The 14,578-nt window shown below is 32.7% G+C and carries 14 protein-coding genes; all 14 read left to right on the plus strand.

Features of this window, described 5'->3' with window-relative positions:
- Window positions 1-3 precede the first annotated feature (3 nt).
- The gene (locus ACQY56_RS02280) at window positions 4-840 is read left to right on the plus strand and encodes an HDOD domain-containing protein (protein ID WP_428737629.1); all 837 of its coding nucleotides are present in this window, start codon (window positions 4-6) and stop codon (window positions 838-840) included.
- Window positions 830-1,984, plus strand: coding sequence for a carboxynorspermidine decarboxylase (gene nspC / locus ACQY56_RS02285; RefSeq protein ID WP_428737628.1), 1,155 nt, complete (start codon window positions 830-832; stop codon window positions 1,982-1,984). Before ACQY56_RS02280 ends, nspC begins: the two co-directional genes overlap by 11 nt.
- Entirely contained in the window at window positions 1,981-2,532 is a 552-nt protein-coding gene (locus ACQY56_RS02290) for a class I SAM-dependent methyltransferase (protein WP_428737627.1), read from the plus strand. The genes nspC and ACQY56_RS02290 overlap by 4 nt, the downstream gene beginning before the upstream one ends.
- A 9-nt stretch (window positions 2,533-2,541) precedes the next feature.
- Entirely contained in the window at window positions 2,542-3,453 is a 912-nt protein-coding gene (gene cysD / locus ACQY56_RS02295; protein WP_428737626.1) for a sulfate adenylyltransferase subunit CysD, read from the plus strand.
- Window positions 3,453-4,913 carry a sulfate adenylyltransferase subunit CysN gene (cysN, locus tag ACQY56_RS02300; protein ID WP_428737625.1) on the plus strand — a complete coding sequence of 487 codons (1,461 nt, stop codon included), beginning with the start codon at window positions 3,453-3,455 and terminating at the stop codon, window positions 4,911-4,913. The genes cysD and cysN overlap by 1 nt, the downstream gene beginning before the upstream one ends.
- Entirely contained in the window at window positions 4,913-5,638 is a 726-nt protein-coding gene (gene cysC / locus ACQY56_RS02305) for an adenylyl-sulfate kinase (protein ID WP_428737624.1), read from the plus strand. Before cysN ends, cysC (ACQY56_RS02305) begins: the two co-directional genes overlap by 1 nt.
- A complete protein-coding gene (gene cysC, locus ACQY56_RS02310) occupies window positions 5,628-6,233 on the plus strand; it encodes an adenylyl-sulfate kinase (protein WP_428737623.1) in 606 nt (201 codons plus the stop codon). The genes cysC (ACQY56_RS02305) and cysC (ACQY56_RS02310) overlap by 11 nt, the downstream gene beginning before the upstream one ends.
- A complete protein-coding gene (gene cysQ / locus ACQY56_RS02315; protein WP_428737622.1) occupies window positions 6,226-6,981 on the plus strand; it encodes a 3'(2'),5'-bisphosphate nucleotidase CysQ in 756 nt (251 codons plus the stop codon). The genes cysC (ACQY56_RS02310) and cysQ overlap by 8 nt, the downstream gene beginning before the upstream one ends.
- A 76-nt stretch (window positions 6,982-7,057) precedes the next feature.
- Entirely contained in the window at window positions 7,058-7,837 is a 780-nt protein-coding gene (locus ACQY56_RS02320; RefSeq protein WP_428737621.1) for an ABC transporter permease, read from the plus strand.
- Entirely contained in the window at window positions 7,834-8,496 is a 663-nt protein-coding gene (locus tag ACQY56_RS02325) for an ABC transporter ATP-binding protein (protein ID WP_428737620.1), read from the plus strand. The genes ACQY56_RS02320 and ACQY56_RS02325 overlap by 4 nt, the downstream gene beginning before the upstream one ends.
- Window positions 8,497-8,507: 11 nt before the next feature.
- A complete protein-coding gene (locus ACQY56_RS02330; protein WP_428737619.1) occupies window positions 8,508-9,770 on the plus strand; it encodes a hypothetical protein in 1,263 nt (420 codons plus the stop codon).
- Between the two features lie 3 nt (window positions 9,771-9,773).
- Window positions 9,774-11,387, plus strand: a complete 1,614-nt coding sequence (locus ACQY56_RS02335) for a polysaccharide biosynthesis/export family protein (protein WP_428737618.1) — start codon at window positions 9,774-9,776, stop codon at window positions 11,385-11,387.
- Between the two features lie 57 nt (window positions 11,388-11,444).
- A complete protein-coding gene (locus tag ACQY56_RS02340; RefSeq protein WP_428743708.1) occupies window positions 11,445-13,286 on the plus strand; it encodes a glycosyltransferase family 2 protein in 1,842 nt (613 codons plus the stop codon).
- Window positions 13,287-13,605: 319 nt separating this feature from the next.
- A partial coding sequence (locus tag ACQY56_RS02345) for a methyltransferase domain-containing protein (RefSeq protein WP_428743709.1) occupies window positions 13,606-14,578 on the plus strand: 973 nt, incomplete at its 3' end.

The following is a 14,578-nucleotide window of genomic DNA, read 5'->3' on the forward strand; positions in this document are numbered from 1 at the left end:
TAGATGGATTTTGACACCATAGTAGATGGGATAAAAGAACTTCCCCCATTGTCTGATACTGCAAAAGTAGTTGAGCGACTCTACGTTAATGGTGCTGAAAATGTCAATATTACAAATCTAGTTTATGCAATAGAATCAGATGCTTCTTTGACTGTAAATATACTCAAGATAATCAATGCACCCTATTATGGTTTTTCAAGAAAAATAGCATCAGTATCACAAGCGGTGACATTGTTTGGAACACAGACAATTTATGGCTTGGTTATAAAGTTTTGTGCTGAAAGTTTGATTATAGCTAATCTTCGTCCCTATGGGATAAGTAGCACTCAATTTAATCAGATTTCTCACCTGCAAAGTAGTTTAATGAATCAATGGTATTCTAAAATAGACCTTCATCATGCACAGGTGATGACACCATTAGCACTTATCATGGAAAGTGGAAAATTGGTTACATCACGTGAAATTGTAAAGGCTGGAAAAATTAAAGAGTTTCAAGATGGTTTATTAAAAGCTGATGACTTGATAGAGTATGAAAATAACTTCTTTGGAACAACATCGAGTTATGTGACAGGTGTGTTATTTGAACATTGGAATTTAGACCCACTTTATGTAAGTATCCTTAAAGAGTTGGATTATATAGGTGAGGATACTTCCCCGCAGATGGAGGCATATATATTCTCTTTAGATGTAGTAAGAACGGCTATCAATGCAAAAGAGATACTTACACAAAACTCTATAGCACATGCTTGTGATCTGATAGAAGATAAGGGGTTTGGAGTTGACCACTTTTTACAAGTAACTAGTAGAATCAAAGAAAAATTAAACAAAAATGAGGAATAAGTTGATAAATATACCAACACCAGCATATATATGTGAAGAGGCACTTTTAAAAAAGAATTTGGAGCTTCTTGATTATGTACAAAAACAAAGTGGAGCTAAAATAATTTTAGCACTTAAAGGTTTTGCAATGTACTCAACTTTTGATATTGTTGCCCAGTATCTGCAAGGGTGTACCTCAAGTGGTTTACATGAAGCAAAACTAGCTCGTGAAGAGTTTTGTAAACATAATGAAAAAGCAGAGGTACATACATATTCACCAGCTTTTAAAGAGGAAGATATAGAAGAGATAGCAGCTATCTCTGATCATATCGTTTTTAACTCTCCAAATCAGCTCTATAAATTTGCCACAAAAGTAAAAGAGATAAATCCACATATAGAGATATCTCTAAGAGTTAATCCAGAGGTATCATCTTCTCCTGTAGATATTTATAATCCTTGTGGACTCTATTCAAGACTTGGAACAACATTAAAAAATTTCGATGAAAATGTATTAGAATATCTTGATGGTTTAAATTTTCATGCACTTTGTGAACAAGATGCTGATGCACTTGAAGAGGTACTTAATGCTTTTGATGAAAAGTTTGGAAAATATTTGCAAAACTTAAAATATATCAACTTTGGTGGTGGACATCATATCACTCGAAAAGGGTATGATGTTGAAAAACTTATTTGGTTAATCAAAGAGTTTAAGAAAAAATATAATAATATTGATGTTTATCTTGAACCAGGTGAAGCGGTTGGTTGGGAGAGCGGATTTTTAGTTTCTTCTGTACTTGATACATTTGAAAATGGTATGAATGTAGCTATTTTAGATACCTCTGCTGAAGCACATATGCCAGATACATTAGCGATGCCATATCGAGCAATGGTACGAGGAAGTGGAGAAGCTGGTGAAAAACCATATACCTATAGACTTGGTGGAAATACTTGTTTGGCAGGTGATATTATGGGAGATTATTCTTTTGATGAGCTGTTACAAGTTGGTGATCAGATTATTTTTGAAGATCAGATTCACTATACTTTTGTCAAAAATACAACTTTTAATGGTATAAAACTTCCATCTCTGGCAATAAAACGAGAAAATGGTGAGATAGAAATTGTAAAACAATTTGGATATGAAGATTATAAAGGGAGATTGTCATGATAACAGATAAAGAGCGATGGAATAAACGTCATGTTGAAAAACCGATGCGACATAATGTTGAACCGTTGCTAGAGAAGTTTATTTCAGAAGAAAATATTGGCAAAGCTTTAGATATAGCATGTGGAATAGGGCGAAATACCCACTTTATGGCGGAGAGCGGTTTTGAAGTAGATGCTGTTGATATCAGTGACTATGCACTTTCACAAGTAAAAGATGATCCAAAAATCAATAAAATTGAAACAGATTTAGATACATATAATCTTGAAACAAATAATTATGATCTCATAACAAATATCAACTTTTTAAGCAGACGTTTACACCCACAAATCAAAGATGCTCTTAAAAGTGGTGGTGTACTTGTTTATGAGACTTTTATAGTCGCTCATGGGGATTTTAATAACCCAGCAAATCCAGAATTTTTACTTAGAAAAAATGAGCTTTTACACGCTTTTATCGGACTAGATATTATCTACTACGAAGAGAAAGATGATATAAACTTAAGGGGTGAAAAAACTCGTGTAGCCTCTTTAGTTGCTAGAAAAATGTAAAGGAAAAGTTTGTCCAAAAACAAAAGATTAACCCACCTCAAACAACTAGAAGCTGAATCTATTCATATAATGCGTGAAGTGATAGCAGAGTTTCAAAACCCTGCTATGCTTTACTCAGTTGGAAAAGACTCTTCTGTCATGCTACATTTACTTCAAAAAGCATTTTATCCAGCACCTCCACCACTACCGCTTGTGCATGTAGATACAAAGTGGAAATTTCAAGAGATGATAGAATTTCGTGATCGTCATGCTAAAGAGGTTGGAATGGAGTTAATCGTTTACTCCAATCCTAAGGGTGATGAGATGGATATCTCTCCTTTTGTACATGGTTCAGCATTACATACAGATGTTATGAAAACAGAGGGGTTGAAGCAGCTGTTAGACATCCAAAAGTTTGATGCTGTTTTTGGTGGAGCACGTCGTGATGAGGAAAAATCACGTGCAAAAGAGCGTATCTACTCTTTTCGTGATAAAAACCACAGATGGGATCCGAAAAATCAACGCCCAGAGCTTTGGAATGTTTATAATGGTAGACACACAAAAGGGGAATCTATTCGTGTGTTTCCTTTAAGTAACTGGACAGAACTTGATATCTGGCAGTATATCTATTTGGAAAGTATCCCTATCCCAGAACTTTATTTTGCTAAAAAACGTCCGGTTGTTGAGTATATGGGTACGAAGATTATGGTAGATGATGATCGTATGCCTGAGGAGTTACGTGCAACTGCAAAAGAGGAAATGGTACGTTTTCGTACACTTGGTTGTTATCCACTTACTGGTGCTATTAATTCTGAAGCTACAACACTTCCAGAGATTATCCAAGAGATGCTTTTAACAACTACAAGTGAGCGTCAGGGACGTTTGATCGATAGTGATGGCGATGCAAGTATGGAGAAGAAAAAACAAGAGGGATATTTTTAATGGCACACCAATCAGAACTCATCTCTCAAAATATTGAAGCTTATCTCAAAGAACATGAAAATAAAGAGATTTTACGTTTCATCACTTGTGGCTCTGTTGATGATGGAAAGTCTACTTTAATTGGTCGTTTGTTGTATGACTCAAAAATGATCTTTGAGGATCAGTTGAGTGCAATTGAAAAAGACTCTAAAAAAAGTGGAACTACTGGCGATAAAATTGACCTAGCACTTTTAGTAGATGGTCTGGCAAGTGAACGAGAGCAGGGCATTACAATCGATGTCGCGTATAGATTTTTCTCAACAGATAAACGTAAGTTTATCATTGCAGATACTCCAGGGCATGAACAGTATACTCGTAATATGGCCACAGGTGCTTCAACAGCTGATGTTGCAATCATTCTAATAGATGCTCGTCAAGGGGTACTTACACAAACAAAACGTCACTCATATATCTCTTCGCTTTTAGGGATAAAAAACATCATTGTAGCGATTAACAAGATGGACTTAGTTGACTTTTCAGAGGAGAGATTTGAAGAGATTAAAGCTGATTATGAAAAAGTTATTCCAAACTTACCACACCGTAACAATATAGAGTTTAAATATATCCCTATCTCTGCATTAGATGGTGACAATATTGTTTCAAATTCTAAGAAATGCACTTGGTATACAGATAAGCCATTGATGGAGCTTTTAGACACTATAACTGTAAATAAAAAAGCAAATGAACATTTTAGACTTCCCATTCAATATGTCAACCGTCCACACTTAAACTTTAGAGGTTTTTGTGGAACGATCGCAAGTGGTGAGATAGAAGTTGGGGATGAGATTACAGTTCTTCCTTCACGTAAAACTTCTAAGGTAAAGTCAATAGTATCAAATGATATAAAAGAGTTACGTCCACGTACAAAAGATGAAAGCGTAGAGACGATCGAGAAAGCATTTGCACCTATGGCTACAACACTTACACTTGAAGATGAGATCGACATAAGTCGTGGAGATATGATTGTAAAATCAAGCGATATTCCAGATGTTTCAAATAAATTTAGTATCATGATGGTGTGGATGGATGAAAAACCTATGAAGTTAGGCACGAACTATATCATAAAACGTGCTACATCTGTGATCAATGGTAGTTTTAAATCGATCGAGTACAAAAAGGAAGTGAACACTTTTGAAGAACTAAGTAGCCATCAACTTGAACTCAATGATATAGCAAAGTGCACCCTTTGGCTTGATCAAAAAATAGCTGTAGATTCTTATAGTAAAAATCGCTATACTGGTAGTTTTATAGTGATTGATCGCTATACAAACAACACAGTAGGTGCTGGAATGATAGTTTCCTCTATAATCATGGATGGTTTGGACAATCAAGAGAGCAAAAGAGAGTACACACAAGAGGAACGTGCTTTAAACGAGTATGTACGGATAAACTTCCCAGAGTGGGGCTGTAAAGAGATCTAATGTATAAAGACACAAATATTCGATCATTAGTAAAAGGGTTTAGTTGGAGACTGGTGGCAACTACTACAACTATAATCATTGTCTATATATTTTTTGGTAGACTTGATCTTGCTATCGCTGCGGGGGCATTGGAATGGGTAGCGAAGATCACACTATACTGGGCACATGAACGTGCTTGGTTTAAGATCAGATGGGGACGAAAAAAGATAGAACCGTTTAATTTATGGTTGACTGGACTTCCTCTCAGTGGAAAAACTACTATCGCAGATGCGGTATACCAAGAGCTTCAAAAACTAGATATTCCATTAGAGAGGATAGACTCGAAAGATATTCGGGAACTTATACCAAATATTGGGTTTACCAGACAAGAGCGTAATGCACATATGCACCGTATTGGACACTTAATCAAAACCTTGCAAAACAATTCTGTCTCAACTGTTGCATCATTTGTTTCACCATATCGTGAGTCTCGTAAAGCGATTCGAGAGATGGTAAAAAATAATGTGGTCGTGTATGTTAAAGCTGATCTGCAAACGTGTCAAGAGAGAGACTATAAAGGTGTATATGAAAAAGCTCTACGTGGAGAACTAGAAAACTTTTCAGGGATTAATGATGTTTATGAGGAACCACAACACGCAGAGATAATTATTGAGAGTGATACAGTTTCTGTAGAAGAAGCTGTGAAAATCATAGTAAAATTTATAGAGAAAAATTATGTCAAATAATGAAAATATAGTGTGGCATCCACACCATGTCGATAAACAAGAACGAACTGTTTTGAAAAATCAAAAGCCTTGTATACTTTGGTTTACAGGTCTTAGTGGAAGTGGAAAGTCTACCATCGCAAATGCAGTTGAGAGTGAACTTTTAAAACTACAAAAGCATACTTATCTTTTAGATGGGGATAATATCCGTATGGGGTTAAACCATGATCTTGGTTTTTCAGATCAAGATAGAGTTGAAAATATCCGTCGCATTGGTGAAGTAGCGAAACTTTTTGTAGATAGTGGGACAATTGTTTTGAGTGCTTTTATATCTCCATTTATTACTGATCGACAACAGGTACGTGATCTAGTAGAAGCTGATGAATTTATAGAGATATTTGTAGATACACCCTTAGAGATTTGTGAGAGTCGTGATCCAAAAGGTTTGTATAAAAAAGCACGTAATGGTGATATACAAAATTTTACAGGGATAAGCTCCTCCTATGAAGCTCCAAAAAATGCTGAGATAGTTATCAAAAATGATGACATCAGTGTTGAAAAAGCCACAGAGAAAATTATAAACTATTTGAAAGATAAAGGGTATTTAAATGCTTGATGATATAAATATTGAAGATATAAAAAATATAGCTCTGCAAGCTGGAAAAGCTATCATGGAAATATACAATAGAGATTTTAGCATTGAGTATAAAGATGATAAATCACCTCTTACAGAAGCTGATCTAAAATCAAATGAGATCATTTGCAATAAATTACAAGAGATGTATCCAAACATCCCAATTATGTCTGAAGAAAATAAACAAGTTGAGTATGTCCAAAGAAAAGATAGAGATTACTACTGGTGTATAGACCCAATAGATGGTACGAAAGAGTTTATAAAAAAGAATGATGAGTTTACCGTAAATATTGCACTTATTCATAAAGATATACCAGTTCTTGGTGTCGTGTATGCCCCAGTGATTGAAGAGATGTATAGTGCCAAAAAAGATGACGGTGCATATAAAAATGGACAAAAATTACCACTTTATACAAATGATACTCCGAAAGAAAAGCTAAGCGTAGTAGCTTCAAAATCACACCTTTCAGCTGAAACACAAGAGTTTATTGACAATTTAGATACGAAAGAAATTGAGCAAGTTTCAAAAGGCAGTTCTTTAAAACTTTGCATGGTTGCTGAAGGTGTAGCCGATATATATCCTAGACTTGCTCCAACAATGGAATGGGATACAGCAGCAGCAGATGCAATAGTGCGAGAAGCTGGGAAAATGACATATCAATATGAAAATGAACAACCGCTAGTGTATAATAAAAAAGATTTGCTAAATCCTTGGTTTGTGGTAAAATGAAAAATTAGTGGCTAGAAAACATTAAAATTTTTTTGTTATAATATCCACTTAATTAATTTAAAACCTTAAGGTACATATGACAAAAAGAACATCGTTTGCTATTTTCAAGTCTGTTGTTATGGCACTTTTTTTGAGAGAAGTACAGACTCGTTTTGGAACAAAAAAAATGGGGTATTTTTGGGCGATATTCGATGCTATGCTTATGGTGCTTATTTTTGCAGGATTAAAGTCTGCAATATCTGAAAAATCTATGCCAGGATTAGACTTTCCTGTATTTTTAGCGACAGGTTTTTTGGCGTTTTTCTTGTGGAAAAATATTGTGAGTCGTTCTATGAGTGCTTTTTCCTCCAATCAAGGCTTATTTGCTTACAGACAAGTAAAACCATTTGATACTATTGTAACTCGGGTATTATTAGAAATACTTGTTAGTGTTATGGCTACATCTGTATTTATATTTATTGGTTGTTTTTTTAACTTTGATATTGCAATGCAAGATTTTAATATGGTGATTTTAGCAGTAGTTTGGTTATGCATCTTTGGTTTTGGACTAGGAATAATGTCTGCTGTGTTTAGTTACTTTTATGAGACATTTGGAAAAATCATGAATATCCTTATGACACCATTATTATTTGTTTCAGCACTTATGTATACAGTGGATTCTTTGCCACCAATTTTACGTAAGATTATTTTATATAATCCGCTTGTACATTTTATAGAAATGATTCACGGTTTTTATTTTCATACACTAGACACACGTTATGTTGATTATGAGTATATGATGTATTGGACTATAGTGCCACTTTTTATAGGATTATTTTTTTATACAAAAAGTGAAAAAAGGATACTTTCTTCATGATAGAGCTTCGTAATGCTACAAAATATTTTCAGACAAAACATGAAAAAAAATACATACTCAATAATGTTTCTATAACAATTCCTTCAGGAAAAAATGTAGGAATTTTAGGACGAAATGGTGCTGGTAAATCAACACTGCTTAGAATGCTTGGTGGGATAGATTTTCCAAACTCTGGTGTTATTTATTCAGCAAATAGTTTTTCATGGCCTATGGGATTAGCAGGTGGTTTTCAAGGTTCTATGACAGGGCGACAAAATGTGAAGTTTGTGTGTCGAATTTATGGAAAAAGTGATTATGAGATAGAACAAGCAGTAGAGTCTGTAAAAGAGTTTGCTGAAATAGGTGATTATTTTGATATGCCGATTAAAACATATTCAAGTGGTATGAGATCACGTCTTAGCTTTGGGCTTAGTTTGGTTTTCGATTTTGATTATCTCATCATAGATGAAACCCTCTCTGTAGGCGATAAAAATTTTAAAGAGAAGTCAAAAAGTGCACTTAAAAAAAAGATAGAAAATAGTAATGTCTTACTTGTGAGCCATTCCATGCCAGTTCTTCAAGAAATATGCGATGTAGGTATAGTTGTACACCAAGGAAGTATACACTATTGTGATGATATAAATGATGCTATAGATACATACAATAATATAAATGAATAAAGAGAATATAGATGATAAAAAAACTTATACAACTATTTTGGTTTGAAAAAACAAAAGAGGAAGAACATCGGACAATTCGTAAAAGTTTTGCACGTGTGAAGCGTCATGGTATGCTTGGGGCTATTGAGCGTCTAGATAAAGACTACAAACAAATAGATGAAGATTATATTACTCGAAGTATTTTAAACACTAAGTATGCAAAGTTTAGACTCCGTTTTGTTTTTGTAACATTTTTTTTACTTAGTTGTTTTTATGTTGTATTTTTAAAAACAGAACTTTATGAATCAAGAACAGCATTGATTGTTAGAGATATGAGCCAAACTACAAATGCTTCAAGTTTAGGGCTTTCACTTCTTGGGATGGGTAGTTCATCTCAGTTACAAGATTCTAAAATAGTTGAGGAGTATCTAAAGTCATTGGATGTATATCAACTAGTAGATGCAAAATTTCAACTTACAAAACATTATAAAAGTGATGCTATTGATTTTATAGATAGATTACCAAATGATGCAACAACAGAAGAAGTTTTAGAGTACTATAATAAACACTTAATTATTTACTATGATGAGACTTCAGGTATTTTAAGTGTTGCTTTTGCACATGTTGATCCAAAAAAAGCGCAAGAGATACTAGAGTTTTTAGTACAAAATGTAGATTATCAGATCAATGAGTTCAATAGAAAAAAAGCTATAAAACAACTCAAATTTGTTGAAGTAGAGTTTGATAAGGCAAAAGAGAAGATGGAAAACTCTTCATCATTACTGGAAGCGTATCAAAATAAGCATCTCCTTTTGGACCCAACAGCAGAAGCAACATCATCAAGTGGAATCATCGCAGAGCTAGAAGCACGACTTACACAAAAAAAGATAGAGTATGCTACAAAAAAGAGCTATCTTAACGAAGACAATTTTGAGTTAGTTAACCTACGAAATGAGATCAAAGAAATCAAAGCTTCAATCGCAAAAACGAAAAGCAATTTGACTGGTAGTGAAAAAAATCCTCTCAACAAAGTACTCATAGAGTATGAAAAACTCAAAATGCAATTAGAGTTTGATACAGAGGTGTATAAGAATGCACTTATTCAACTTGAAACCACAAAGATAGACGTAGCAAAAAATGCAAAAACGCTTAGCATAGTAAGTAAACCAAACTTACCAGATGGGTATACCTATCCGAATAAACCAAAAACTTTTATAACTATATTGATTATTTCGTTGTTGATGTATGGTATATTTTCAATGTTAAGTCAAATTATTAAAGATCATAAAGAGTAAAACATGAAAAAGATATTTATAACAATTTTTATATTATTTACAAGTTTAGCTGCGATTGAAGTTGATGTCGCTCCAAAAGATGTAGATAACAACGTAAGTGTGATGAAAGAGAGTAAACTTGTTTTTGGTAATAGACTTTTTAATGGCTCTTTTTCCAAAAATAAACAACATCGCTATAATCCTAACTATTTGATAAATATAGGTGATATTGTAAGTATTAGACTTTGGGGTGCATTTGATTTTAATGCCAGTATCCCAGTAGATAGCCAAGGAAATATCTTTTTGCCAAAAGTTGGAACTATTAAACTTGTTGGACTTAAGAATGAAGAACTTTCGCGTACATTGCAATCAAAAATAAAAAGTGTATTTAAAACAAATGTTTTTGTGTATGCAGACCTTGGAAACTACCAGCCTGTAAGTGTTTTTGTAACGGGTTCAGTAAACAAACCTGGGCTTTATGAAGGGCTTTCTAGTGACTCAATTATTCAGTTTTTAGATAAAGCTAGGGGTATAGAAAATGAGTTTGGAAGTTATAGAAATATTACAATTCTTCGAGACAATAAACCTATAAAAACATTTGATCTATATAGCTTTTTACTCAATGGGAAACTTGACTTATTTCAGTTTCAAATGGGGGATGTTATCAATGTTGAAAGTGTCAAAAACTATGTTGAAATCAATGGTGATGTAAAACGTCCGTATAGATTTGAGATGATAAGTGATAGTGTTGATCTCTCTACGATCTTAAAAGCAGCTCTTCCAAACCCAACAGCAACAAACTTTACAGTCACAAAATGGAATCAAAATAACGAACAGAGTGTAAGTATACATAGTATCAAAGGAAATGAAGACTTTGCTATTCATAGTGGTGAAGTTGTAGAGTTCTTACCTGACCATAATGCGAAAAGTATAGAGGTAAAGATAAGTGGTGAGCATCTAAGTTTACATAACATCGTAGTACCAAAAGGTTCAACTCTTGGTGAAGTTTTTGAAAAGATAAAACCATCAACACTTTCAGATATGGACTCATTTCAACTTTATAGAAAAAGTATCGCTGAAGAGCAAAAAAAACTACTCGATGCACAGCTCAATGACTTAGAAGCTAAAACACTTACAACAGGTTCTATGAGTACAGAAGAGGCTATCATCAGAAAACAAGAAGCACAACTTGTACTCAACTTTATAGATCGAGCAAGAAAAGTAGAACTCAAAGGAAAAGTTGTTATAAACAAAGATACAAACTTATCACTTATCACATTAGAAGATGGTGATGAAATTTATATCCCTAAAAAGAGCCATATGGTTATAGTGCAGGGTGAAGTGATGCTACCAGGTGCACAAAGTTATGTAAATGGTATGCAGTTTGATGATTATATAAACTCTTGCGGAGGATATAGTTTTAGAGCAAATACGGACAATATACTCATCATAAAGAAAAATGGTAAAGTTGTAACGTATGATCCATCAAGTTCATTTGGAAGTAACTACCAAGTACAACCTGGTGATGCTATTTTAGTGATGGGAAAAGTTGATACAAAATACCTTCAAGTTATAAAAGATATCACACAAATCGTTTATCAATTAGCTGTTGGTGCGGCTGTGGTGCTTAGATATTAATATACAATATAGATACTTTTTAGTAAAATTTCATTTAAAATACAAAAAGGTAGTTGCTTGTTAATAAAAAAAATTTTACTGATTATATGGCATGAAAAAAGTACAACTCCTTTTCGTATAATTGAAAAATCGTATGCTCGTTACAAAAAGCATGGTTGGCAAGGGATGGTAGATAGACTCAATAAAGAATATTATAGACTCTACCCCTATGATAGTAGAAAAGTTGATCAAGAAAAGTTTTATAAAAGATGGATTAAGCAAAATGAACAAGATATTTTACATGCAGTCAAGTTAGAGTACAATCCTCTTATAAGTATAATTACACCTACTTACAATACTGAAAAAAAGTACCTCTTAAAAATGTTGGAGTCAGTTTTAGCCCAAACATATACGAAATGGGAACTTTGTATTGCAGATGATGCTTCAAGCAATGAAGATGTTATTCAAACTCTCAAAGAGTATGAAACAATGTATAAAAATATAAAAGTAATGTACAGAGATACAAATGGACATATCTCAGAGGCTTCAAACTCTGCACTTGAGTTGGCTACTGGAGAATATGTTGTCTTTTTAGATCATGACGATATGCTCTCCCCAAATGCACTTTATGAAACAGTAAAAAAACTGAATGAAAATAAAAATTTAAAACTCATCTACTCAGATGAAGATAAGATAGATGAAAATGGTAAACGACACACTCCACATTTTAAATCTGGATGGAATCCAGATATGTTTTTTTCTCAAAACTATATATGTCATTTAGTCTGTATAAAAAAAGAGATAGTAGATGAGATAGGTGGCTTTAGAAAGGAATATGAAGGAAGTCAGGATTATGACTTACTTTTACGTGTTATAGACAAGCTACAAGATAATGAAATAGATAGAATAGAAAAAATTCTTTACCATTGGCGTGCTATAAAGGGTTCAACTGCATATGGAACAGGTGAAAAAAACTATGCACATGAGAGGGGACTTAAAGCTTTAAAAGATTATTTTCGAAACAAAGACATAAAAATAACAGTAGAAAACGGTCTTTTAAATACTACATACAAAGTAAACTATCCAATACCGGAGGTACAGCCATTAGTTTCTATACTTATACCTACTCGTAATGAGTATGAATTACTCAAAAAATGTATAGATAGTATTTTTTCTAACACAACATACACAAATTATGAGATTATTATTATTGATAACCAAACAACATGTAAAGAAACATTGGACTATTTGGAAGAGCTAAATAAAGAGCATAATATAACTATTTTAAAGTATAATAAAAAGTTTAACTTTTCTGCTATAAATAACTTTGGTGTACAATATGCTAAAGGAGAATTGATTGCATTTGTTAACAATGATGTAGAGGTTATTAGTCAAGGTTGGCTCACTGAAATGGTAGTGCATGCACTTCGAAAAGATGTGGGTGCTGTAGGTGCTAAACTTTACTATGAAGATAATGCTATACAGCATGCTGGAGTTGTCCTTGGTATAGGTAGTGTTGCAGGTCATAGCCATAAATATTTTCAAAAAAATATGGATGGATATTGGGGAAGATTAAAAATAGTTCAAAATTTTTCTGCAGTAACTGCTGCATGTTTAGTAGTGCAAAAAAAATTATTTGAGGAAGTAAATGGATTTAATGAAAAGGATTTAAAAGTAGCATTTAATGATGTGGATTTTTGTCTTAAACTTTTAGAAAATGGTTATAAAAATATCTGGACTCCATATGTTGAATTATATCATTACGAATCAAAAAGTAGGGGTAAAGAAGATAACCCTATGAAGATTGAAAGATTTAATTATGAAGTTTCTTATATGCAAAATCGATGGTCCAAATATTTAAAATATGATCAATATTATAATTCTAATCTTACTTTAAAATATGAAGATTTTAGGTTGTAAAGTTGTATAGTTGTTAAAAGTTTGTCAACTATATATACTATACAAATGAAAAAAAATCTATAATGAATATCATAGTCAAGATAGTTGAATAACAATGTAGAAAAATTAAAAAAATAAATTTCTTATACAAAAAGATAAGATATTACAAACATTATATTGGATAGAATACATATGATAAGCATATTAAAGTATATAATTTTCTTATATAGAACATATAGTTTAGAAGATTATGTAAGTATATAATATGAAATTCAAAGTGTTTGTATACTTTAAATGAAATTGGCTAAAAAGATAAACTTAAATTAATGGAAGTATAATAATGGAATTTACAGGAGAACGTTTTATACCTGCTTTATCAAATGCAGAAGATGATATCTATTATGAGCATTATAATAGATATATTTCGATTGCGGAGATGGCTAAAGAAAAATATGTTTTAGATGCTGCATGTGGCTCAGGTTATGGTAGTGGTATTTTAGCAGATGTTGCTACACAAGTTTATGGTATTGACATTGATGCAGAGGCAATAGAATATGCTCAAAATACTTATGCACATAAAAATTTAGAGTTTCAAACTGCATCTGTCACAGAGATACCTTTTGAAGACGACACATTTGATATAGTCATTTCTTTTGAAACTATAGAACATTTAGCAGAGCCATCTCAACAATTATTTATGGATGAAATTGAGAGAGTTTTAAAGCAAGATGGTATTTTAATCATGTCTACTCCCGATAAAGAACTTTATTCAGAAAAAAATCTTTATAACAATCATTTTCATATAAAAGAATTTTATGAAAAAGAGTTTTATAATTTTTTACGATCTAGGTTCAAGCATGTTAATTTTATTTATCAACGTAATGAAATATGTAATGTCATTAGTGGCCATCTTTGCAATGATATGAAAGTGATTAGAAAAGATTATTTAGATTCATCACAAGGTAAATATATTATTGCTATTTGTAGTCAGAATGAGCTTGTTGAACAAAAATGTGCTAGTTTGCAGATTCATACTGGTGAATATGGAAAAAAAATACATCGAATTATAGAATTACAAAATGAGGTAGAAGAAAAAAATAAATGGGCTTTTTCTTTGGATGAAGAGGTTGAAAATCTTCGAAGTATTATCAATGATGAACGCACTCAATTCCAATCATTACAGATACAACTCCAAGAAAAAGAATCCCTCATTCAAAAACAATTGGAAGAGTCTAAAAATAAAGATGAGAGTATTCAAACATTAGAAAGTAATAAAGAAGAACTTCTAGGAGAGATTACACAAAAACAGGAAT

The organism is Sulfurimonas sp., assembly GCF_050296975.1.
Classification (GTDB): domain Bacteria; phylum Campylobacterota; class Campylobacteria; order Campylobacterales; family Sulfurimonadaceae; genus Sulfurimonas.